At 41.2% G+C, this 22,637-nt stretch carries 20 protein-coding genes; 11 read left to right on the top strand and 9 right to left on the bottom strand.

The window, feature by feature from the left end:
- Positions 1-78: 78 nt before the first annotated feature.
- Both PSPO_RS08515 and PSPO_RS08520 read left to right on the top strand, forming a co-directional pair.
- Positions 79-1,101: a DUF3549 family protein gene (locus PSPO_RS08515; RefSeq protein WP_010559859.1), complete on the top strand. Its 1,023-nt coding sequence runs from the start codon at positions 79-81 to the stop codon at positions 1,099-1,101.
- Positions 1,102-1,116: 15 nt separating this feature from the next.
- Positions 1,117-1,419, top strand: a complete 303-nt coding sequence (locus tag PSPO_RS08520; protein ID WP_010559858.1) for a DUF3301 domain-containing protein — start codon at positions 1,117-1,119, stop codon at positions 1,417-1,419.
- A 606-nt stretch (positions 1,420-2,025) separates the two neighbouring features.
- Here the strand turns inward: PSPO_RS08520 and PSPO_RS08525 are convergent.
- Positions 2,026-2,679 (bottom strand): GNAT family N-acetyltransferase, encoded by a 654-nt coding sequence (locus PSPO_RS08525; RefSeq protein ID WP_010559857.1) that lies wholly within the window; start codon positions 2,677-2,679, stop codon positions 2,026-2,028.
- A 110-nt stretch (positions 2,680-2,789) separates the two neighbouring features.
- Between PSPO_RS08525 and PSPO_RS08530 the strand changes: the two genes are divergently transcribed.
- Genes PSPO_RS08530 through PSPO_RS08540 form a run of 3 tightly spaced genes read left to right on the top strand, consistent with a single transcriptional unit; the run spans position 2,790 to position 4,109 of the window.
- Positions 2,790-3,017, top strand: a complete 228-nt coding sequence (locus tag PSPO_RS08530) for a DUF2789 domain-containing protein (protein ID WP_010559856.1) — start codon at positions 2,790-2,792, stop codon at positions 3,015-3,017.
- Between the two features lie 41 nt (positions 3,018-3,058).
- Positions 3,059-3,331: a hypothetical protein gene (locus PSPO_RS08535; protein WP_010559855.1), complete on the top strand. Its 273-nt coding sequence runs from the start codon at positions 3,059-3,061 to the stop codon at positions 3,329-3,331.
- Positions 3,332-3,335: 4 nt separating this feature from the next.
- A complete protein-coding gene (locus PSPO_RS08540) occupies positions 3,336-4,109 on the top strand; it encodes a Zn-ribbon-containing protein (protein WP_010559854.1) in 774 nt (257 codons plus the stop codon).
- A gap of 194 nt (positions 4,110-4,303) precedes the next feature.
- Here the strand turns inward: PSPO_RS08540 and syd are convergent, their stop codons facing one another.
- On the bottom strand, positions 4,304-4,852 hold the full coding sequence (gene syd / locus PSPO_RS08545; RefSeq protein ID WP_010559853.1) for a SecY-interacting protein: 549 nt from the start codon (positions 4,850-4,852) through the stop codon (positions 4,304-4,306).
- A 61-nt stretch (positions 4,853-4,913) separates the two neighbouring features.
- On the opposite strand from syd, the gene queF reads away from it, so the two are divergent.
- The gene (gene queF / locus PSPO_RS08550) at positions 4,914-5,762 is read left to right on the top strand and encodes an NADPH-dependent 7-cyano-7-deazaguanine reductase QueF (protein WP_010559852.1); all 849 of its coding nucleotides are present in this window, start codon (positions 4,914-4,916) and stop codon (positions 5,760-5,762) included.
- 19 nt (positions 5,763-5,781) lie between these two features.
- Here the strand turns inward: queF and PSPO_RS08555 are convergent, their stop codons facing one another.
- Genes PSPO_RS08555 through PSPO_RS08565 form a run of 3 tightly spaced genes read right to left on the bottom strand, consistent with a single transcriptional unit; the run spans position 5,782 to position 12,082 of the window.
- Entirely contained in the window at positions 5,782-6,672 is an 891-nt protein-coding gene (locus PSPO_RS08555) for a peptidylprolyl isomerase (RefSeq protein WP_010559851.1), read from the bottom strand.
- Between the two features lie 2 nt (positions 6,673-6,674).
- On the bottom strand, positions 6,675-10,376 hold the full coding sequence (gene tamB, locus PSPO_RS08560; RefSeq protein WP_010559850.1) for an autotransporter assembly complex protein TamB: 3,702 nt from the start codon (positions 10,374-10,376) through the stop codon (positions 6,675-6,677).
- A complete protein-coding gene (locus PSPO_RS08565; protein ID WP_040642774.1) occupies positions 10,373-12,082 on the bottom strand; it encodes an autotransporter assembly complex protein TamA in 1,710 nt (569 codons plus the stop codon). Before PSPO_RS08565 ends, tamB begins: the two co-directional genes overlap by 4 nt.
- Before the next feature lie 280 nt (positions 12,083-12,362).
- Here PSPO_RS08565 and PSPO_RS08570 point away from each other — a divergent pair, with 280 nt between their 5' ends.
- Positions 12,363-12,689 carry a ribonuclease E inhibitor RraB gene (locus tag PSPO_RS08570; RefSeq protein ID WP_010559848.1) on the top strand — a complete coding sequence of 109 codons (327 nt, stop codon included), beginning with the start codon at positions 12,363-12,365 and terminating at the stop codon, positions 12,687-12,689.
- Positions 12,690-12,739: 50 nt separating this feature from the next.
- Here PSPO_RS08570 and PSPO_RS08575 read toward each other — a convergent pair whose 3' ends face one another.
- Both PSPO_RS08575 and PSPO_RS08580 read right to left on the bottom strand, forming a co-directional pair.
- Entirely contained in the window at positions 12,740-13,690 is a 951-nt protein-coding gene (locus tag PSPO_RS08575) for a sensor domain-containing diguanylate cyclase (RefSeq protein ID WP_010559847.1), read from the bottom strand.
- Positions 13,691-13,694: 4 nt separating this feature from the next.
- Positions 13,695-14,699: a response regulator gene (locus PSPO_RS08580; RefSeq protein ID WP_010559846.1), complete on the bottom strand. Its 1,005-nt coding sequence runs from the start codon at positions 14,697-14,699 to the stop codon at positions 13,695-13,697.
- 261 nt (positions 14,700-14,960) lie between these two features.
- On the opposite strand from PSPO_RS08580, the gene tpx reads away from it, so the two are divergent.
- A complete protein-coding gene (tpx, locus tag PSPO_RS08585) occupies positions 14,961-15,563 on the top strand; it encodes a thiol peroxidase (RefSeq protein WP_010559845.1) in 603 nt (200 codons plus the stop codon).
- Between the two features lie 56 nt (positions 15,564-15,619).
- Here the strand turns inward: tpx and adk are convergent, their stop codons facing one another.
- Positions 15,620-16,264 (bottom strand): adenylate kinase, encoded by a 645-nt coding sequence (gene adk, locus PSPO_RS08590; RefSeq protein WP_010559844.1) that lies wholly within the window; start codon positions 16,262-16,264, stop codon positions 15,620-15,622.
- Between the two features lie 613 nt (positions 16,265-16,877).
- Between adk and PSPO_RS08595 the strand changes: the two genes are divergently transcribed.
- Complete coding sequence (locus tag PSPO_RS08595; RefSeq protein ID WP_010559843.1) at positions 16,878-18,566, top strand: carbon starvation CstA family protein; 1,689 nt, start codon at positions 16,878-16,880, stop codon at positions 18,564-18,566.
- A gap of 64 nt (positions 18,567-18,630) precedes the next feature.
- Here PSPO_RS08595 and htpG read toward each other — a convergent pair whose 3' ends face one another.
- Complete coding sequence (gene htpG / locus PSPO_RS08600; RefSeq protein ID WP_010559842.1) at positions 18,631-20,541, bottom strand: molecular chaperone HtpG; 1,911 nt, start codon at positions 20,539-20,541, stop codon at positions 18,631-18,633.
- 193 nt (positions 20,542-20,734) lie between these two features.
- Here htpG and PSPO_RS08605 point away from each other — a divergent pair, with 193 nt between their 5' ends.
- Complete coding sequence (locus PSPO_RS08605; protein ID WP_010559841.1) at positions 20,735-21,940, top strand: hypothetical protein; 1,206 nt, start codon at positions 20,735-20,737, stop codon at positions 21,938-21,940.
- 58 nt (positions 21,941-21,998) lie between these two features.
- Positions 21,999-22,601, top strand: coding sequence for a recombination mediator RecR (gene recR, locus PSPO_RS08610; RefSeq protein ID WP_010559840.1), 603 nt, complete (start codon positions 21,999-22,001; stop codon positions 22,599-22,601).
- Positions 22,602-22,637: the final 36 nt, after the last annotated feature.

Below are 22,637 nucleotides of genomic sequence, written 5' to 3' on the forward strand. Positions count from 1 at the left end.
TAGCTATTCACGTATTTTATCAAAACTTCGCTGCTTTTCATTGTATAATGAGCAAAATGCTCGAATGGATTATTATTAATGCAACACACTATCTCAAGCCTTGGCGAACTTCTTGATAATGCAGGCACAACATGGCGCGTTTTTGACATGGGTCGCCGCATTCAAAAAATTGATAAGCAAACATTTTCGCAAATAGAAAATAATCAAATCCCCTATCCATTTCCATTGCAACAACATGCGTTTTTAGCGATTCAATTTTGGAATAGCCACGAGACAGAAACGCCCTACATTTGGTTTTTGAAAATGCCGCTCGACGAACAAAGTAAACTGGTTCAAGCAAGCCGCAATCATTTTGCATCTATGGTACTCGAGGCACTTGGAAATCAACTTACGGGTAATGATGAAGCGCAAAGCCAGCTCGATAATAACCCGTATGTATTTACACCAAACGCAAATAAACTCGCGGCGTTTAATGCCATTATTAAAAAAGAACTAAAACAAAGCGCATCAACCTACTATGAACATGTAGAACTTTATTTTAGCGGTAAGCTTGGTTTTAATGAATGGCAGCAACTTGGCTTGCAAGGCATCGCTGATTTTGCAATGCGCTTAACAGATACCAATCAAAACAACTTAATAAAAGCATTAGATCAGTTACCACAGCCCGTTGTTAATTCATTGGCTGCAACCCTTGAACACAGTGCAATTTCGGTTGCTTTAACTGAAGCGTTGTACGTTCAGTTTGAAAACGCCGTTAAACAACAAAACAGTGAAAATATCATTAACTACTTACGCATGATGTCGAATACTTCTGCCACTGGTATTTTAGAACGTGCTGTCGCAATATTAGTAACGACACCAACCTTGCTTAACCTTGATACTGTGTTAACGCTCACAGGACGCTGCTGGCATGTGCTCGAAAATCATGTTGTCGCTCTTATGGATTACCTTGCATCAGAGCACGACCAAGATGTTTTTGGTGGCATTTTTGCTGATCTTGTTGCAATTCCAAGTTTACGCCCTCATATGTTAGCAATGATCCGAATGCAAAATAGAAGCGAAGCCCTTTCGCGTGCAATTGGAAAACTATTTCAACAATAATTATTAGGTAACGTTATGGCGTCAATTTGGCTTATTCTGGCGGTTGCTACACTGATCTACTTATTTTGGCTTGACCGACAAGCTGCTGAAAGTGCAAGAGAATATGCCAATCGCCATAGCGAAAAACTGAATGTACAGTTTCTTAGTATTGCGTGTACCAAAAAACGTATCGGTATTTTAAAAAATGGAAAACCAGGGCTTAAATCAACTTTTGTTTGGGAGTTTTCGAGTAATGGCGAAGACAGTTACAATGGCGTCGTTAATTTAGAAAATGACAAAGTAATTAGTGTTGATGTGCCGCCACATAAAATAAACTAATTTTTAGTACGTCAGAAAAAGCTAAGGCGCAACATAATGCCGCGCCTCAAATTCGAAAAAACATCCATTTTTCCTTGGTTATCCATCACCATTTATGCTTTCGCACATCCATTTCTCATCCATTGAAGGAAACCAATCCATGCTTCCCTGGCTATCCTTGTCCCAATTCCTACCCTCATCCTGAGGTGTCCTCTTTGCTCCTAGCCTTTCCCTGTATTTTGGTTTTTCCTAAACCATCCTTTAAACGCTCCTGCGTTTATCCCTTTTGCATCTTTGCAAAACACTAACTCATTTAGTGCACCGCCATCCCTGCATCCTTGTCCTTTGTTCCCTTGATACGCCCTGTATCTATGCCTAAATTCCATTCCTTGGCATAAAACATACTTCCTGTATGTTTGCTTCCTTGTTGATGTTAATAATAGTGAGAATTTGTGACTAATGTAATGAGGTAAATTGATTCTAAATTTATTAATCTTTTATACATATTATAATTTTTCTTGTATTACATAGAGTTAAATGAAAATAAGTGCTATTTACAGCACTTAAAGCATCACAAACTCACATCATTGTGAGATATTTCCTACACACTATTTGTCAGAAAGCGACTTAGCCCTTTTGCTTAACAAACAGTTTTCCAGACACTTTGGTAAATGTAAGTTCAGTTTCACCTTGGTAACCTTCACTTATAAATAAATCGTGAAAACGTTCCCGTGTAATGAACACCGCACTTGCTTGCGCCCCATCAGATTTAACAACGTCATCAATTGCCCTTAATAAGTAGCGGCCGATACCTTGGTGTTGCACATGAGGATCGACTGCAAATAAGCTAATAAAGCAGCAATCAGTGAAGCTTGCGACGGCTTGGTGGATTGCTTTTTCTTTTTCGATAAGCTGATTGGTAGATAATACTCCGGTGTTGAGCATTAATTTTAAGCGCCAGTGCCATACTCTGTCCGCAGCTAAAGCATCATTGGCTTTTTGCACACAGCTAACCGCGAGCAAATTGTCACCGGCAAATACGCCGATAATATGCTGATGGCTTTGCCAAAAGCTAGCTAGCTCTTCACGTATTAATAAGCGGAGTTTTTTCTCGTAAGCACCTTTATTTGCTTTATCGTATCCCAAGATTTGCTGAAATAACTCATCATCGTGATACGCTTGATACAATACACTTGCTGCGATTTTGCAGTCTTCTGCGGTTAAATAGCTGGCTTTTAATTCGGTATCTAACGCTGGGGTTGCTAATGTTTCAGCGGCCATAATATCTTCCTTTATTATTATTGTTCACACTTCAAGTTAGCACATTATTTGAGCTATTCTATAGTTATAGCGTTAAAACAACCTTCTTTAGCAAACATAGGAGCAATATTATGGAATCAGGTTCGCATGCAATGAATGATCTGTTTTCACAACTTGGGCTCGATTCGACAGATGAAGCGATTGAAAAATTTATCGCTACCCATAAAATTTCACCAAGCCTAATACTTGCCGATGCGCCATTTTGGAGCCAAAGCCAAGCGAGCTTTATTAAAGAATCAATCGAGCAAGACGCTGATTGGTGTGAAATTATCGATCAACTCGATAGCCTGCTCCGTTAGATTACAGTAAAATTGCCCAATGGTTTTAAAAGGGCACATTTATGCAAGATATCGTCATCGCAACTATCAGTAAGCTGTTAGCTGCCAACAAGCAACCCAACGTTGCACTCGTAAAAGCAAATTTACCTCAACCGGTGCCAATGCCTATCATTATTGATGTGCTTGCACGTTATAAACAAAGCCCAAGCGATTTTGAACGTCAAACACTAAAGCAAGTGCAACAGCCAGAACAAACCTCAAGTGCGTCGCAAACGCAACTCGATCGTATCGAAGCTAAGCTCGATAAATTGTTATCCCTGCTAGAAAATAAATAATCCCATGTACATTGTCGACCTTACCTTTGATTGCTATCAAGACACCACACTCGATGCGGCTGAACAAGCCATAGTGCGTTTAGTTAATGCACTGCGCTTTAATGGCCAAATTATCGGGGAAGAATTTCCAACAACGCTAAAAGATGGCTTTTTTATTACCCGTGTTATGTGCCCAGAAGAAGACGCACTGCATCCATTAAATCACAGTCCATTTGTAAAATTTAGCTTAGAGAAACTCAATGAAGCTGGCTTATTACAGCCAAAAGTAAAAGTAATTGGGCAAGATATTCATTCCAATGGCTCTGACGCTTGCTCATCACCATCGAGCTATATTTTATATACTACCTATTTGCATACCTGTAGCCCGCTATACTGTGGTGACGACTTTATGCCCGTACCACTCTATAAAGTGCCTGCTGTTGCCAATGGTGACTTTAAAGCCCTGCTAAAGTGGCAAGAAGATTGGCAAGCCTGCGACCAAATTCAAATCAATGGTGCAACACGCTGTGAATTTGCAGCAATTAAAGAATTAGCCGATATTGATAGTGACCTTTTTAGACGCGGGATGGATTTATCAAAGCGCATTCGCTTCCTTACGAAAAAACCGGTGTATTACTATTTATACCGAGTGGGCGGGTTATCAAAAGAGCAAGAGTTGTCGCGTAAATGCCCAAAATGTGACGGTGATTGGCGCTTAGAGGAGCCATGGTTTGGCTTGTTCGATTTTCGCTGTGATACCTGTGAGCTGGTATCTAATATTTCATGGGACTTTCAGTAATTTCAATAAAGCAATAAGGCGCAAAGCGCGCCTTATGATAGTAATTACATTAATTACCGCTTTTTCTTCGACAAAAACGATTCTGCAACAGAGCGAAAATTTTGACTGTTGCTGTCACGGCAATTTTTCAACGTAGGTGATGGTGCTTTGGCTCGCAAGCACGACCACATAGTTAATCACCTTGATATTAAACGTTATTGTGCGTAGTAGAGACCAGAGCAGTCAGCTAAAAATGCTTCCATTGAGTCTGCTAATTTATGATGTGGTTCTTTGCCAAGGTATTCAAGCCAGATACTTGCATCCTCTAATTTCATTACAAGTAGCAAATCATCTTCTTCACAGGTTGCAAAAAATACCGTATCAGCCTGTTTTAATCGGCGCTTCATAAGCACATGGCCGGTTATATTTTGCTGCAACCGATCAAAGTCTTGTTCGCTCCAAGCTTGCAACAAACAAAGATTATGTTCTTGATAGCTGGCAAATAAATTATCGCTGTAAAAGCTGCCAAAATAGGCCTGAAGTGCCGCTGGAAATTGTGTTTCAAGGGCTTTTTCTAACGCCTGCATATTGCCGTTTTGCGCCACTTGCTGCCAAGCAACCGAATCATTTTCGACACTATTTGGTATTTCACATGGACTTGGCCAATCGCTATCGTGAAACACGCGTGGTGCCTGCCCTGTTTTTTGCTGTGCTAATTGCGTAATTTCCGTGTACACGCGTTGTAAGTTTTCGCTAATTGACATACTGCCTTTGCCCAATTTATTCGTTACAATAGTTAATTATTTTACCGATTTTAATCTGATTATGTCACATTACCAAGACGCGCCTGAATTAAAAGGTGCATTACTCGGACAACAAACCGAATATAAAGACAGTTACGATGCATCGTTACTGTTTCCCATTGCACGAAAACTTAATCGCGACGATTTAAATATCGATGAAAGTGCATTGCCATTTAAAGGCGAAGATACATGGACAGGCTATGAGCTTTCTTGGTTAAATCAAAAAGGTAAGCCAGTCGTTGCAGTTGCTGAGTTCATTTTCCCAGCCACCAGCAGCCATATTATTGAATCAAAGTCATTTAAACTGTATTTAAACAGCTTTAACCAAACTAAATTTGATTCTATGGCGCAGGTTCAGCAAATTCTAACCAGCGATTTATCTAAATCGGCAAATTGCGATGTGGTTGTAAAACTTTTCAATGCCGACGATTTCGATTGCTTAATGCCAACCCCGTTTACTGGCACGTGTTTAGATGACTTAGATATTGAAGTAAGTGAATACGATCTCAATACCGAGCTACTCAAAGCTGATGCGAGCAATGAGATTGTGACTGAGACACTGTATAGCCATTTATTAAAGTCTAACTGCTTGATCACATCACAGCCAGATTGGGCATCGGTGGTGATCCGCTACACCGGCAAAAAAATATGCCATGAGAGTTTACTCAAGTACCTTATTTCATTTAGAAATCATAACGAATTTCACGAACAATGTGTCGAGCGCTTGTTTTGCGATATTCAGAATAAGTTTTCTATGACGCAACTTGAAGTATTTGCACGCTATACACGTCGTGGTGGTTTAGATATCAACCCGTATCGCTCTACCGATTTTGCGACAACACAATTTAAGTTAAAAAGTAACCGCCAATAAGCAGTTACTTAAACTATCTTTATTTTTCTGTGGTTTTTACGCGCTTAGGCACATTTAAGCCACAGACATCGATGTAATTTGCTTGGTGGTGAAACCAAGGTTCCGGGCGATTGCGTCGTGATTCAATATACTGCTTAAAACTATCACTGTTGGTTTTCATCACTTCAATATTATGCGCTGGCGAATCGCTTAAATCTGCTGCCACAACAAAATTGCGAATTGGATTAAAGCTAACATCTTCAATAGTCGTTTTTGGTTTTCTATCTAGTCGTTGAATATGCTCAATACCCGTTACAACGCGCCCAAACGATGTGATATTTAAATCTAAATAACGGTGATTGCCCAAAATCACGTAAAATTCTGTACCACCACTATCAAGCTCGTTGCCTCTTGCCATGGCAAAATTACCAATACAGTGGGTTTGCCATGTTTGGGTGCTCGCCGCATTTTGCGCCACAGCAAAACCATTTAAAAAGCCGGTTTTATCAGCATAACCATCTTGTACATCCACTAGCTGAATCGCGATTGGCTTTTGTGTTGTTTTTACAAATTCCGCGGTGATGGATTTGCTGGCTGTTTTCGGCTGTTTCTTTTCGGAAATATCACCACCTTGCGCAACAAAGCCCTCTACAAAACGATAAATATTTAAGTCTTTATAAAACCCTTCTCGTACTAACTTTTTAAAGTTAGCAACGTGATTAGGAGCAAGCAACGGGTTTAGCTCAATTACTACATCGCCAGTGTTTAGCGATAGTATTAACGTGTTTTCTAAATCGAGCGCACGCCATTCATTTTGGCTTGATTGTGCTATCACTTTGGCAGGTGATAATGGCTTATCATTGCTTTGGCTTGCTGTGCTGGTAACAGCCAACGCGCCTACAACCAGCGATATTAGGGTTTTTCTTATCATTATTAGTCCCAATCAAATTTATATAAAATATCGAGCGAATCATTTAGGCCACTAATCGCTTCAATATACAGTTTTGGTAGTAATTGATAACGCACTGCAACTTCGCTCATCGAATCAAATATGCCAATACTGTATCGCACTTGAATGCCGGGCGCGACATAACCTGAAATCTCTACTTTGGTTTCTTCACCACTGCCGCGTGATGATAACGACACATCTTCAATACCGATTGCTTCACCGATTTTTGTAATACTGCCCTCACCACGCGCAAGACCGCGCGATAATAAAAGCTGGGTTAACATGCCATCACTCGATGAATTAGAATCGCTAAGCGGACGCCCTGACAATAAATAAGACAGCGCCATAGCTTGATCCATTTTGGGATCTGAAAATACTTCAAGGCGTGGTTGTTCAACACCACCGGTGAGTTTTATGCCAGCAATAACACCGTCTTCAGTAAGGTCAGGATTACGAATAGCTCTTACATTCAGTAGCGGTTTATCAACCGCACCATTAAAGGCGATTTGCCCTTTTTCGATTTGTAGCTCCTGCCCTAACCCGCGATAGTAACCTTCTAATAACGCCACTTCACCCGTTGCAATCAGCGGCGTATCGCCTACTTGTTTAAATAGCACATCGCCCTTTAACTTTGAACGTAAACCAAACGAATCAATACGCACATTGTCATCAATGACAACTGAAAGGTCGATACCGTAGCGAATTGGTAACGGTTTCTTTGTTTGTTTAGCAGCATCGACAATAACTTCATCATCGGAAACACTTACAGCACCTTCAGGTAGTTCTTTTACTTTAATGCGGCCATCAACGACACGGACTTGCCCTGAGACATTGGCGAATTGCTGTTCATAGGTCATATTAATATTTGGTGATATTGCAAACCACAAATTCGGCTCAAGGGCGATTTTAAAACCATTGCCTTTAATATTAGCACTCACACTCGGTTCGCCTTGCCAATTTGCTTGGCCATCAAGCGCTAAGCTGCCTTTATTGCTATCAAATAATTCGCCGTTGAGATTAGCACTGTGATCATTAAAGTTTATAGCCATATTGCCTTGTTCAATGCTCAATGGCGTCCATGGCGCGAGAAACGCAAGCCCTTGCAAAGCTAGTTTTCCGTTTACTTGTGGCGAAAACGCGCTACCTGATAAAGTAACATCGGCATTAAGTTCACCGTCGAGCTTATCAATTTGCTGGCTAAAGCCGGTTAAATTACTAAAATCGAGCGCTTGTAATTGTATTTTGCCGGTTAACGCACGTTTTCCGGTCACATCAGTAATATCGATATCACTAATAATGTTGCCGAGCACGGACGATGCTAAGTTTGCGTCTAGCATTACGTTTTTTTGATCCGCCTTAGCGTTCAAATAAAACTGTTCGATTGGCACTTGCGTTTTAATAAAGCTTTCGTTGATTGCAAAATTAACATCGCTGGATTTGATCTCACTATTTAAACTCAATAATTTGCCATGTTGCCAGCGTGCATCTAAATGGCCGACTAATTGGCCTGCAGGCGCTATGGTTTTAGGAAGCGCTAACGTTAATACAGAAAGATCAAAGTGCTTTAATGCTAACGATAATTCACCTTGCTCGGCCGATGCCGTTAATGGTTTTAAACAAAAGGCTGTATTAGTGCCTTGCCAGCAATGTTCGCTAACATTAACTTGCCCAGAGTTTACGTGATAACTGAAATCTATCGCTTGCTGATTGGTTAAATTGATTTTTTGATTTTTAAGCGCCAGCTTATTTACGCTACCAGCATATTGGTTGTTGATTAAACCACCGTTAATTTGTGATTTTGCATTTACTGTTTCAGATTCTAACGATAGCTTAGCCAGATGTTGCTTTAAGTCGCCCTCTATCGAAACAGAAACCGCATGAATTGGCTGATCATCAAGTGAGATCCCTTTGGCATCAAATGCAATCTTACTTAAATAATTTTTTGCAACATCAACATGGCCTTCACTGCTTAGCGCATCAATTCGGTACTCTTCAAATGCCAACTGTTTTAAATTTGCTTGCCAGCGCGCTTTTGGTTTTTCGAGTTCGCCAGTAATTTTAAACTCAGCGTTTCCGTGTCCTGACAGCCTTGGGTCAAGCGTATCGGGGTTTACTAAATTCAGGTTACCTGAAATATCCCACTCTTTTGTTATTTCACCGTGTAACGTTAATTGATTTTTGTCACTGGTAATCTGTAACTTAGATATTGACGCTTTTAGGCGATCATCAACTTTCATCGCAACAATCGCATCGATAGGCGCATTGTTTATTTGACCGGCAACGGCAAATTCCGGAATATCGAGTTGCCACTTGTTACCATTTGCGTGTACCGCCAAGTCACCTTTTAGCGCTAAATTAGAAGCAACCGAAGGCAAAAATTCCTCAGTGCTAATATTCTCAGATAATACTGAAATAGAGGCATCAACGCCTTGTTGCCAATTGACCTTACCTGCGAGTGTTAATGTACTCTTTTCACTTTCGATACCCAAGCGTTCAATATTGAGTTCAGAGAAGTTACCTTTGCCCTCACCATCAATCGCAAGCTTTGGCATATCTGTAACACTTAGCTTTGTGTTCAAACTATAGTCAAAAGCGGTCAAATCGCCTTTTGCACTAACGCTTGCGTCATCTACGGCGATTGTTTTATCGTCTTGTACTAGCTCTAAGTGCTTTGATAAAACGTTCAGTTCAAACGGTAATTGCTCATTCAGCAGCGATGCACTGCCATTAAGTGATGCACTGTATAAGCCCGTTAATTCACTGCTTATTGTTAATGCACTTAAATCACCTTCAAGATTCGCCTTAATAGCGTGTTTTGGGTGTTCAACGGTTGCGGTTAAGCTTATTGGGTTATGGTTTGCTAGTGACAACGCGCCGTTCAGTGCCGCACTGATGTCCTGATAATCAAGGCTTAAGTGAATAACATTTAAATCACTTGCTTGCTGCTTTGCCTGCAACGATACATTGCGGATCACTTGCGATACGTCTGCTTGCGCTAGTTCGAATTGCGATACACGTAGCGCGTTTATTTGCCAATCAAGTGGGGTTTCAAAATGCAGTGGCGATATTTTTGGCATCGTTATTGGCGATGTTGTTTTTGTAGCACTGGTTTCTTTATTTTGTGCAGGCAACGCTAACTTAATCTTATTTACTGCTAAGCGTTCAACGGTCAGTTCACTCTTTTGCGCATTAAGTTGGGTAAAAAACTCAGTGACATCAAGCGCCAACTCGCCTTGGGTAAAACGAAATGATTTTATTGAAAATGTTTTTACCGCTAGCGACATTGGCAGCTCTATTTTGCCAAGTGGCGATTGCGTATCAGGCTCTTGGGTATTTTTACTTGCTGCTAACTCAACCGCAACAGATTGCGCGTTAAACTGCTTCACACATATTGCCGCACAACTATAAAAACGCACATCAAGCTGCGCATTAACTAACGTAAGCGCTAACTGTTCATTTTTATAATTAACGCTAAACTGACCGCCGCGTAACAAAGGATCGTCTTTCATGGAAATAGAAAGATTTGGCACCAGTTTGTTTGCACCATAGACTATCAGTTGATTACCAACACCACTGAATACCAGCGCGACTAATCCAATAAGCAGTACTAACAAAGACCAAAATAGATTACGAAACACGCGTAAAACCGTTTTCGTAAGCGGGGTTTTAGTTACCGTTTCACTCATATTTCTGGCCCTATGGTAATACTAAAGCGACCTGTACGCGTGTCATCAGTAACAGCAAAGGCATAATCAATTCGTACCGGGCCAATTGGCGTTAACCATCGCAAACCAAGGCCTGTACCTACCTGAATTTTATCTTCGAAATCGTTGGTTGCAGTACCAGCGTCAATAAATAACGCGGCCCGCCAATTCGGTAAAAAGCGATAGTTATATTCGGCACTGGTAGTCGCTAAGTACTGCCCACCAACAACTTGATCATTAATTTTTGGTGCCACCGACTCGTAACGATAACCGCGAATGCTTTTATCACCACCAGCAAAAAAGCGCATCGAAATTGGTACATCATTAATATCGTCGGTGATTATGGCGCCTATATTAATGCGGCCAAATAACATATGACGCTCAGCAAAGGTGGTAAGACGTTGACCTAATAGCTGCACTTTTACTAAGTCTGTATCGGATGCGAGGCTTTCACTGGCAAACTCGGTAGAAATTAACAACTGCTCACCCCAATATGGCGTAGTTCCACCTAACGTACGTTTTCTTGCGTAACTAATGCCCGGTAGTACCATATTGCTGTGATAATGCGTGCTGTCTATTTCATAATTTTCGATTTCATACTTTAAAAACGCAGTACGGATCCAATTACTCTCTGTCAGCCATTGTCGTTGTGCTTGCACAGTTGCTTTTCGAGATAGTTTATTATCGTCATAAATATAACCCGCGCCAAAACGCCAAACATCATTATTCGGATCGTTCACCGGAATGGTATAGCTAATACGTGCTTGTGGGTCTACTTGACTGGCTTCAATATTGGTTTCAAGGTAATGGCCATTTTCGCTGATCCATGGTTTAGTCCATTTAAACCGTAACTTTAAACCGTTATCGTCGGTGCTTACACCACCACCGACCTCGAAACTGTTCTCAGGTTTATGCAGCAGTTGTACGATAACCGAGATCTCACCATTTTCACGATTAATAATATCGGGATATACACGCACACTTTTAAAGTAAGGCATGTTTGACAGTTGAATATTAAAATCAGTTACCGTGTTGTTATCATATGGATTGCCAACAACCATTGGATTTAAACGGTGCACCAACTCGTACGCTTTTATTTCTTTATCTAGTACAACAGGGCCAAATTTATAGCGAATTCCCGAATCCACATGTAATCGAATAACCGCGCTGTAAGTACCACGGCGTACTTCAATGGCATGCTTTAACCACTTTGTGTCAAAATAGCCATATTCGAAAAGCACTGAGCTGATCTGGCTTTTTGCTTTTTCATACGCGCTATGATTAAGCGCCTGACCAACCGCCAAGTTAAGTTTTGCAATCTGTTCGTTAATTTCTTTTTGCTTTGCAGCGTCACCAAAAATCTGAATATCGAGCTGGCTAATCTGTGTCACCGTTTTTGCATCGACATTAACAACGAGGTGTACTTGCCCGCCGTCATCTTGTGCTTTAACGTCAATGGTGGGTAAGTAATAACCGAACGGTTTTAACGCATTTTGCGTAAGCGTTTTGGCTTTTTTAATGATGCTTGGAGAAAATGACTGTTGTTTGAGTTCATTTAAATATAACTCGACGTTGCGTTTTAACCCGTCGTTGTCTGTTTTTACAGTTATGCTCGAAACAATTGGCGATGCCAATACTGAGCAAGAGAACAAACATAACACTGTAAAAATAAGAATGCTGCGGAACAATTTATACTCAATTAATTTTAATCATGAATTCGGAGGCGATTGATTCTTTAAACGCGTATCAGCCTTTAGTTATTGAAGCTCACGTAAATTACACGGCGAAACATCAAACTCCGCGATAGAAACACGCTCAACGAGCACAAAAATAGAACGTTAAAAATCAACCGTACCTATTCTAACCTGCCAAAATGTGCGAATAAACAAAAACATTCACGATTACATATTTACCCCGTTTCACGCACGCAGTAAACTTAGCGCTATAAATTATTACGTGAGTACCTTGATGGATTTTCCAACAGACGACAATGGGCAAATTTTGGCCGAGATGCACCAAGAAGGTGTCGATTTAACCAAGACACACACGCTAGACTTTTTTATTCTTTTTGAAAAAGTCAGTGATGCAGACAAGTTTGCCAAAGTTATTAGCGAGGACGATCTTGCACCTAATACCAAACAACAAAAATGCCCAGATACGGGTGTGTTTGAAGTTTTAGTGAGTGTAGAAATGGTACCGGACCATCAGCTTATTACTGATTTAGAGAACTATCTAGAATCGGTTGCTAATCCGCTTAATGGCTACGGCGACGGTTGGGGTATTTTAGCTGAGTAAGCTAATAGCGTTAGTAAGTATGTTAACTTGCTAACGCTAAGCCAGCAGAATTACGCCACATTAATGGTGTTTCGCCCTGCTTCTTTTGAACGATATAGTGCTTTATCGGCGTCTTCAATCCACTGTTCGTATTTTGTATATTTACCATCAAACTGCGCAATACCTATGCTTATAGTAAGCGTGATTTCCGACTCTTCGTAATGGATCACCGCATCTTCTATGGTTTTACGCAAGCGTTCGGCAAATACTTTAGCGCCATCTAAGTCGGTATCAACTAACGTAACAGCAAATTCTTCACCGCCATAACGCCCTGCTACATCTGACTCGCGCAGCACTTTTTTCAACGTTTGTGATACAAAACACAGCGCTGCATCGCCACCTTGGTGACCAAATAAATCATTGATCTTTTTAAAGTGATCGATGTCGAACATTAACAAGCTACTTTTTGCCTGACTGCGTTGCTGACGCTTAAATTCTTTTGAAAAGCTTTCTTCCCAAAAACCCCGGTTATAAAGGTTCGTTAACCTATCAACTCGGCTTAACTCTTCTAGTTTTGCATTCGCTTGTTCAAGCTCTAGTTTGTTAACCGCCTCATCAGTCACGTCGTAAATAATCACGCACAAGTGAGAGACTTCGCCTGTGGTGTTCGTCAGCGGAATAAGAGTGCCATTTTGGTACATGTAATCTGCTTTACCGGTGATTGGTCGGTAATTTTTAAACTTAAAAATATACGGGTGTTGTTCCCAAATGGTGAAAGAACGGGTTTTTAACACAAATACCGATTCGGCTTTTGAACGAAACCATGTTTCATCGATGCCTGGGAAAGCATCGAATACGTCTTTACCTTTTACTGCACTGGGTAACAAACCAGAATGAGCTTCCATAAAGCCATTCCAAACACAAATATTGTATTTTCTGTCTAACACCACCAAACCGACGTCTATGGTGTTAAACATATCCATCATCCAGTGAATTTCATTGAGTTCAAAGTCTACGCTCATAGTGTTAGTCTTCTAATAAGTATTGTGTTTTAAACTTGAGTGTTTTTAGTGAGTCTTCAGTAAATAACAGCATTAGATCACAGTTTACGTTGTGATTTTCAATGCCGTAACTGATCTCAATTGCTAACGTACGCTGCCAACGATCTTGGTTAGTACTGACTAAATCGGCTACGTTACAATGCTGCCCCATTACCACAGGATGCCCTTGTGAAAAGTGCATATCAAGCTGCTTAGCAAGCCCCGTTAATACTGCGCCAATGAGAATATTCCCCACATCCATTAACAGCTCTAGCTCTACTTTTTGATTCAGTTCACCTTCGTAATTCATTAAAGATGCGATTTCAACAAAACTTGAATCATTGAGTAGCAATAATGCTTCACCCGATACGCCACCGCCTATAAAGCCCTGACATACTCCAGATGTGGATGCATTGGTATCAATTGATTGCAGCGCCATTGAAAGCTCATTGACTTCCAATACATTAACGTTGGGAATAGGTAGTTCAACAAAGACGTTAAGCAAACGTGCTAGTAAGTTACCCGCTTGCCCCATCGCTACGTTAGTGATCTCTTGATAGATATCTCGCAGTTCAGGATCGAGTTGCTCGCCAAGAGAGTGCTGCAAGCGCTCGCGCATGGCTTTATCTTTAATGCCATGCTTTTCAATAATCTCTTCTAGCTTAGCGCCATCACACGGCTTAGTTATAAAATCAATCGCCCCCAGTGCCATCACTCGTTCATGGGCCGTTGGCTGAATATCACCAGACACCACCACCACCAGCACGTGCAAATTCTCTGCTTTAATTGCTTGCAGCACTTCGTAGCCATCCATTTGTGGCATATTGAGATCGAGGAACAGAATTTCAGGTTGAATCGCTTTTATTTGCTCTAAACAATGAAGACCATTTTCAGCGTATTCAATTTGTATGTCCCAATCATCTGGTAGCGAACGAGCGAGCTGTCGCCGCGCCAAACGAGAGTCATCACATATTAAAACTGGGGTTGCCATACTATCACTCTTATTTTTTGTCTTTATAAGTTTAGAGCAGGAAGTAGGTTTTAACTAGCACTGCATGAAATCTAAGACTATTGTGCTAAAAATTGTAACAAATTACAAAAGTTTCGTTCACAAAGTTGCATATTTCACCAAATTGTTAAGTTTTGTATCGCGTGTCGAAAACCATTATTAGATAACTATTATTATCACTTTATCGGTGTCTTACACGTGTGCTAAATTAACATTACTTATAGCAGAAACTGTGTTTTTATTATGTTAAAAAATTTAATGACGTTAACGGGTTTAATTAGCGCATCTCTTTTGTCTTTAAACCTAGCGGCAGCGCAATATCAATTACCTCTGAATCAAACTGATTCTGGTAAAATTTCAGCCAACAGTAAAATGCTTACCTTGCGTGGTAATGCGGTTGAGCTAGGACAACAAGCGCCCGATTTCAAAGCGGCAAACAATAAATTTGCACCTGTCTCTTTAAGCGACTTTGAAGGAAAAGCGGTAATGATTAGCACAGTGCCAAGCCTAGACACTGGCGTATGTAGCTTACAAACAAAACACTTCAATGATAAGTTTGCAGCGAATTACAGTGACGTGGTGATGCTTACTATCAGTATGGATTTACCATTTGCACAAAGCCGTTTTTGTAAGGCCGAAAACATTACCCAAATGCATACTTTATCAGACGCGGTATGGCGTGAGTTTGCCCAAAATTATGGCTTGCTAATACAAGATATGGGGTTATTAGCGCGCGGTGTGATCATCTTAAATAAAGACCACAAGATTGTTTATAAGCAGTTAGTGACTAATTTAGCAAAAGAACCTGATTATGTCTCAGTAGAGTCAGCTCTTAAGAAGTTATAATTAACGTTCAGATATAAAAAAACCGCCGAGATGGCGGTTTTTTTATTTATTGGGTATTAGCCCAGTAAATCTGCAAGTTGTGCACTGACTGCTTCAACTGCTTGTGTACCATCTAATTTGTGGTACTGTGTGTTACCTGCGTCTGCTTCAGCACGGTAGTAATCAACTAATGGCTTAGTTTGTTCGTGGTAAATTGCTAAGCGTTTACGTACTGTTTCTTCTACGTCGTCATCACGAATAATTAAGTCTTCGCCTGTTACGTCGTCTTTACCCTCTGTTTTAGGTGGGTTGTAAACAACGTGATAAACACGACCAGAACCTGGGTGTACACGACGGCCGCCCATACGTTCAACAATGATTTCATCTGCAACGTCAAACTCAATACAGTGATCAACTGTAATGCCGTTTTCTTTCATTGCATCTGCTTGAGGAATTGTGCGTGGGAAACCATCTAATAGGAAACCGTTTTCACAGTCAGCTTTAGCAACACGCTCTTTTACTAGGCCAATGATAATTTCATCAGAAACAAGCTGGCCTGCATCCATTACTTTTTTAGCTTCAAGACCAAGTGGTGTACCCTCTTTAATCGCAGCGCGTAACATATCGCCTGTCGAAATTTGTGGGATACCGTACTTATCCATTAAAAATTGTGCTTGCGTACCTTTACCTGCACCTGGCGCTCCTAAAAGAATAATGCGCATGACTTTTCCTCAAGATGTTTTTTAATTGGGGGAATTCTTTCACAGTGGCAGTTGATTCTCAATAGTGATTAGCCAAAAGTTTAACCTTTGTTTAACCAAGTAACTGCAAAGCCATTATTTCGCGTATTTTTGCTTAAGGGCTGACGAGCTTTGTTTAGGGTCTGTTGACCTTTCAAGTTCGTTTTTGCAGCAGTTTGATTGGGTTTTATACAAGGCGGAGGCTGCGTGGCATAGTTATTCTATGTGAGCCAGCCGATAACACAGTAGAAAAGCCAAGCAAGCGCTGCCGAACGGTTCTTTTGAGCGCACTTTTCTCATTGTTGCCTATATGGATGTAGGTAAGGGGCGTGAGCAGGACGCGGAAGCTTTGCTCGATATTCGCTTAGATTACTAGGCCACACACCGAGCGCCGCGATAAAAGCACGCTTAAAAAGAACAAAAATAGAACAGCAAAGGTCAACAGGCCCTAATAATCAAGCTAAAAATATAAAGGAGCTCAAGCCAAAGCGAAATAAATAGCGCCGTGTTATGCCAAAGTCTCAGGCCAAACACTTGCTTTTACAATATGCTGCTTTAAGCTGGTTTAAATAATAATCAATTATAAGGAACACCTATGCAATCTGTCGTTATTGTATTGCTCGGCATTATCGGCATGCTGTTTGGCTGGTTTGTCTATTCTAAGTTTATTGCAAGTCGCATTTTCCAAATGGATGACAAGTACATTACCCCAGCTCATCAAATTAATGATGGCGTTGACTTTGTACCAACCAAAAAAGTGGTACTTTGGGGTCACCACTTTACCTCTGTTGCTGGCGCTGCACCGATTGTTGGTCCTGCCATTGCGGTTTATTGGGGCTGGGTACCCGCTGTTATTTGGGTAGTACTCGGAACTATTTTCTTTGCCGGTGTTCACGATATGGGCGCACTTTGGGCGAGCAGTCGCCACAAAGGTAAATCAATTGGCGCACTATCAGAAGAAGTTATCGGTAAACGCACCCGCGCTTTATTTATGATAGTGGTATTTTTAGTGCTGTTAATGGTTAACGCGGTATTTGGCGTGGTGATTGCCAACTCATTTGTTAGCCAACCAACTGCAGTATTGCCAGCCTGGGCTGCGATTGTGTTTGCCTTAATTATTGGTCAGTTAATTCGCCGCAACTTTAACTTAGTGTTTTTGTGTTTGTTGGGAGTAGTCGCGCTTTACTTAACCGTGTATGCAGGTAGCGAAATGCCATTGGCACTGCCAAAAGAAATGTTCGGGTTAAGTGACAAAGCTAACTGGATAATCATTCTATTTATATATGCCGCTGTCGCATCATTATTACCTGTGTGGGTGCTGCTACAACCTCGTGACTTTATTAATGGTGTTCAATTATTGGTGGGGTTAGTGTTACTTTACGGCGCCGTATTTATGTTTATGCCTGACATTACCGCACCTGCTTTTAATAGCGAAGTTGCAGAGTCTACGCCCAGTATTATCCCACTATTATTCGTTACGATTGCCTGTGGTGCGGTATCTGGTTTCCACGGTATTGTATCGAGCGGCACCAGTTCAAAACAATTAGATAAAGATACCGATGCACGGTTCGTTGGTTATTTAGGTGCTGTTGGTGAAGGTTCGCTTGCCCTTATTACCATTGTTGCTGTCAGTGGTGTAACACTCGCAATGAGCCCGCAGGAGTGGCACGAAGTATATAGCCATCTCGGTGCTGGCAGTGTTGGCGCATTTATTCAAGGTGGCTCAAACCTAATCTTCCAAGGTTGGGGCATTCCATCTGAACTTGCGTCGACCTTACTTGCTGTAATGGTTGTATTGTTTGCTGGAACAACAATGGATTCAGGTGTTCGCTTACAACGCTATATTATTCAAGAATGGGGCGAGATATATCAGATCAGCGCATTTAGAAATGGCATTATTGCTACACTGATTGCTGTTGCGTGTTGTTTATTATTAGCGTTTGGTGCAGGCGGTTCGTCTGGTTCGGGCGGCATGATCATTTGGCCATTATTCGGCTCAACTAACCAAATCCTTGCCAGTTTAACACTGTTAGTTATTTCTGTGATGTTAATAAAGATGGGGCGACCTGCTCGTTACACATTAGTGCCCATGCTATTTGTGCTAGTGATGGCATTTTTCGCCGGCATACTTAAACTGCAAGAATACTACAATGCGGGTAATTGGTTATTAGTTACCTTAGATATTATTGTGTTAGTCGTTTGTGTTTTAGTAATGCTCGAAGCGTGGACAGTTATCAAAGCGCAAAAGCAGCAATTAGCGCCAACGACCGAAGAAAATGACTAATTTAACGACTTAACACTTACAATAAAAAAGGGCGCTTAGCGCCCTTTTCTTTTAACCAGATTGATTACTTGCTTAAATCTAACATTAGTTTGTTTAAGCGAGAAACAAAGCCTGCTGGGTCTTTTAAGCTACCGCGCTCTGCTAGTAATGCTTGGTCAAGCAGTACATCAGCCCATTGTGCAAAGTTGTCTTCATCTTGCACATCATTTAAGTGCTTAACAAGTTGATGCTCTGGGTTTAACTCAAACACTGGCTTAGTTTCAGGTGCTTGTTGACCAATTTGCTCCATTAGCTTTTGCATTTGCGAGCTCATGTCGTGTTCATCGGCAACCACACAGGCTGGCGAGTCTGTTAAACGGTGAGTAAAGCGCACTTCTTTTACTTTATCACCCAGCGCTGTTTTAACACGCTCAATTAAGCCTTCGACTTCTTTTTCAGACGCTTCTTGCTCTTTCTTGCTCTCTTCGTCATCCAGATCACCAAGGTCTAAATCACCACGAGTAATTGATGCAAGCTGTTTACCGTCAAATTCCGTCAGATGACTCATCATCCATTCATCAACACGGTCTGAAAGCAGTAACACTTCAATGCCTTTCTTACGGAAGATCTCAAGGTGTGGAGAGCTTTTCGCTGCTTGGAAGCTATCAGCCACAACATAATAAATCTTATCTTGACCTTCTTTCATGCGTGCAATGTATTGTTCAAGCGATACATTTTGTGTCTCAAGATCAGAGTCAGTCGACGCAAAACGAAGTAGCTTAGCAATGGCTTCTTTGTTTGCCATATCTTCAGCCGGACCTTCTTTAATCACTTGGCCAAACTCATTCCAGAATGTTTGGTATTCTTCTGGTTTGTTTTTACCCATGCGATCAAGCATCTTAAGCACACGCGATGTACAGCCTTTACGAATTGCTTGCGTCACTTTGTTGTCTTGTAAAATTTCGCGCGACACATTAAGTGGAAGGTCATTTGAATCTAGTAAGCCTTTAACAAAACGTAAGTAGTTAGGCATAAACTGCTCAGCATCATCCATAATGAATACGCGTTGCACATACAGTTTTAAACCGTGTTGACGTTCGCGATTCCACATATCAAATGGCGCTTTTTTAGGAATATAAAGCAGGCTTGTGTATTCTGTTTTACCTTCAACTTTATTGTGAGCCCATGTTAGTGGCTCTTCCCAATCGTGACCAACGTGCTTATAGAATTCTTTGTATTCTTCATCAGAAATTTCTGATTTATCACGAGTCCAAAGCGCTGTTGCTTTGTTAATTGCCTGCCACTCACCTGGCGTTGCTGGAATTTTCTCGCCATCAGGACCTTCTGACTCTTCCGTTGGCGCTTGATACATTTCCACTGGAATTGATACGTGATCTGAGTATTTAGTTACGATTGAACGTAAACGGAACTCTTCTAAAAATTCTTTTTCATCGTCACGTAAGTGCAGAATAATTTCAGTACCACGCTCGGCTTTTTCAATATCCGCTAGCGTGTATTCACCTTCACCTTGTGAATGCCATTCAGTTGCTTGCGCTTCACCCGCTTTACGAGTGCGCACAGTCACACTATCAGCAACGATAAACGCTGAGTAAAATCCCACACCAAACTGACCAATCAGTTGTGAATCACGTGCTTGATCGCCCGTTAAGTTTTGGAAAAATTCAGCCGTGCCTGATTTTGCGATAGTACCAAGTGAACTAATCACTTCTTCGCGACTCATACCAATACCGTTATCTGAGATAGTTACGGTGTTTGCATCTTTGTCAGCGCTAATACGAACGCGTAACTCGCCATTACCTTCGTAAAGGTCGTTATTCTCTAATGCGAGAAAGCGCAGTTTATCTGCTGCGTCGGATGCGTTTGAAACAAGTTCACGTAGAAAAATCTCTTTATTTGAATAAAGAGAGTGGATCATAAGCTGTAGAAGTTGCTTTACTTCGGTTTGAAAACCAAATGTTTCTTTTTGGGCAGACATTGAAAACTCCGTCAAAATCTTAGGTTTTTGCTATGTTGCAATTGGATATAGGGTTGAGTTTCGAGATTTCAAGAGTAAACGTTAAAATCCGAAATAGTTGCCGAAATTAAGCGCAATCAGACTTACACTTGTTTTAAATATTCCCCGTAAACGATACAATCACCGACCAAGCTGTATTGAGTTAATAACAACAATGACAATCGCCATTCGTACTCTGATTTTTATACTAATTATTTGTTGCACAGCCTTCGTTTATTCAGCGATTCATAATCGTGACGTGCATTTAAGCCACTTTGATTTTCTGACAAGCCATCAGATTTTATCGGTAAAAGAAAAGCCTGAAGTTAAACATTGGTATTTTACAGCTTACCCAAACAACAATTACCACTATGGACTTTCGAACAATGAAGTAATCGAAGGTAAATCAAGCTTGTTTATCGTTAATAAGCTTCCCAGCAAAGATGGCGCTGCCTCAATCAGACAAACTATTCAGGCTGCAAGTTTTAAAAATCAAAAAATCGAATTATCGGGTTATGTCAAAGCGAGCAACCTTGATGGAGAAATTACGTTGCAGTTGGATATGCTTGATCACGATGACAATATTGTTCGCCGCGCTGATGCCAAGTTTATTGGCACTAATACAGAGCTTGATTGGCAACGCTTTTCAATTGTCGCTCAGGTCCCTGCTGATTCATCTGCGCTATCTTACGCTGGCATACTCCGTGGCTCTGGGCAAGTGTGGTTTGATAAGTTTGAACTTAAACTCGCGCCAAATGAAGCGAAAGACAACAGTTATGCCTATGGGTACACAATGCCAAAGGAGGAAGCGCCCAGCCCTGCTCGCACTAGATACCTGAATATCGTTGGTTACAACACCCAACCCTTTGGTACCTTAACCAAAGGAGCACAACCTATAAACCACTCAACATGGGAAATAAGTGATGAACTAGATGGTGAATACCAAATTAGTAACGACACGGGTACATTGCTGCTCGAGAGCATAGTGGATGAACCTAATTTTGGTGTAGTGCTAAAGCGCTTTGACTTTAACGCAGCAAACGCTATTAAAGAAAACATTACTGGTATTCGGTTTCGTGCACAAATAAAACACCAGTTTGTAAAGTCGATAGCCAGTATTTGGATGCGCATTGAAGATAAACACACCAACGCATTGGCGTTTGATAATTTACGTTACACCAGTGGCGGAGGCACTCGCGACTGGCAAGATATCGAAGTAACACTGCCCATTACAGAAAATGCTGCAATTGTGTCGTTTGGTGCGCTTTTGATAAGTCGCGGTAAACTTTGGTTACGTAACCCCCATATCGAGTACGTACATGAACCGGTGCAGCGCAATACGCAGTTATTGGCAAAGCCGAGTAATCTTGGCTTTGAGTAATTGGCTCATTTAGTAACTTAGTGTATGTTATAGCAAAATTGGAAAACTCAAACTCCTTATGAAATTAACATCAGGCGTAAGCCAACTTGTTGAAGCCTTGCGCTGCTTGCCTGGCATCGGCCCAAAATCAGCGCAACGTATTGCATTTCACCTGTTAGAACATGATCGCGATGGCGGTCGTCAATTAGGTCAAAGTTTAACGTTTGCAATGGAAAACGTCGGCCATTGTAAAACTTGTCGAACTTTTTGCGAAACCGATCAATGTGATATTTGCTTAAGTACAAAACGCCAAGATTCCGGTCTGTTATGTGTCGTTGAATCACCAACGGATATTCTAGCGATTGAGCAAACGGGGCAATTTCAAGGCCGTTATTTCGTTTTAATGGGTCACTTATCGCCACTTGACGGCATCGGACCAATGGAACTTGGTCTGGATGTGTTTGAGCAACAATTAAAGTCGGGCACCATTGAAGAAGTTATCTTAGCGACAAACCCAACGGTAGAAGGTGAGACAACGGCGCATTATATTGCCGATATGTGTGCTAAAAATAACATTAGTGCATCACGTATTGCCCATGGCGTGCCGGTTGGTGGTGAACTTGATTTAGTAGACGGTATGACACTCTCCCATGCGTTTTCAGGCAGAAAGAAAGTCAATTAGCCTTAACAAAATAAACACAAAACAGCCCGCAATGCG

The organism is Pseudoalteromonas spongiae UST010723-006, from assembly GCF_000238255.3.
GTDB lineage: Bacteria > Pseudomonadota > Gammaproteobacteria > Enterobacterales > Alteromonadaceae > Pseudoalteromonas > Pseudoalteromonas spongiae.

Excerpts from the sequence above, each read along its gene's own strand:
- PSPO_RS08515 (WP_010559859.1), top strand. The coding sequence starts at position 79 with ATGCAACACACTATCTCAAGCCTTGGCGAACTTCTTGATAATGCAGGC.
- PSPO_RS08530 (WP_010559856.1), top strand. The coding sequence starts at position 2,790 with ATGGAATCAGGTTCGCATGCAATGAATGATCTGTTTTCACAACTTGGG.
- tamB (WP_010559850.1), bottom strand. The coding sequence starts at position 10,376 with ATGAGTGAAACGGTAACTAAAACCCCGCTTACGAAAACGGTTTTACGC.
- tpx (WP_010559845.1), top strand. The coding sequence starts at position 14,961 with ATGTTAAAAAATTTAATGACGTTAACGGGTTTAATTAGCGCATCTCTT.
- PSPO_RS08580 (WP_010559846.1), bottom strand. The coding sequence starts at position 14,699 with ATGGCAACCCCAGTTTTAATATGTGATGACTCTCGTTTGGCGCGGCGA.
- PSPO_RS08525 (WP_010559857.1), bottom strand. The coding sequence starts at position 2,679 with ATGGCCGCTGAAACATTAGCAACCCCAGCGTTAGATACCGAATTAAAA.
- htpG (WP_010559842.1), bottom strand. The coding sequence starts at position 20,541 with ATGTCTGCCCAAAAAGAAACATTTGGTTTTCAAACCGAAGTAAAGCAA.
- PSPO_RS08575 (WP_010559847.1), bottom strand. The coding sequence starts at position 13,690 with ATGAGCGTAGACTTTGAACTCAATGAAATTCACTGGATGATGGATATG.
- adk (WP_010559844.1), bottom strand. The coding sequence starts at position 16,264 with ATGCGCATTATTCTTTTAGGAGCGCCAGGTGCAGGTAAAGGTACGCAA.
- PSPO_RS08535 (WP_010559855.1), top strand. The coding sequence starts at position 3,059 with ATGCAAGATATCGTCATCGCAACTATCAGTAAGCTGTTAGCTGCCAAC.
- PSPO_RS08570 (WP_010559848.1), top strand. The coding sequence starts at position 12,363 with ATGGATTTTCCAACAGACGACAATGGGCAAATTTTGGCCGAGATGCAC.
- PSPO_RS08595 (WP_010559843.1), top strand. The coding sequence starts at position 16,878 with ATGCAATCTGTCGTTATTGTATTGCTCGGCATTATCGGCATGCTGTTT.
- recR (WP_010559840.1), top strand. The coding sequence starts at position 21,999 with ATGAAATTAACATCAGGCGTAAGCCAACTTGTTGAAGCCTTGCGCTGC.
- PSPO_RS08605 (WP_010559841.1), top strand. The coding sequence starts at position 20,735 with ATGACAATCGCCATTCGTACTCTGATTTTTATACTAATTATTTGTTGC.
- PSPO_RS08520 (WP_010559858.1), top strand. The coding sequence starts at position 1,117 with ATGGCGTCAATTTGGCTTATTCTGGCGGTTGCTACACTGATCTACTTA.
- PSPO_RS08555 (WP_010559851.1), bottom strand. The coding sequence starts at position 6,672 with ATGATAAGAAAAACCCTAATATCGCTGGTTGTAGGCGCGTTGGCTGTT.
- PSPO_RS08540 (WP_010559854.1), top strand. The coding sequence starts at position 3,336 with ATGTACATTGTCGACCTTACCTTTGATTGCTATCAAGACACCACACTC.
- queF (WP_010559852.1), top strand. The coding sequence starts at position 4,914 with ATGTCACATTACCAAGACGCGCCTGAATTAAAAGGTGCATTACTCGGA.
- syd (WP_010559853.1), bottom strand. The coding sequence starts at position 4,852 with ATGTCAATTAGCGAAAACTTACAACGCGTGTACACGGAAATTACGCAA.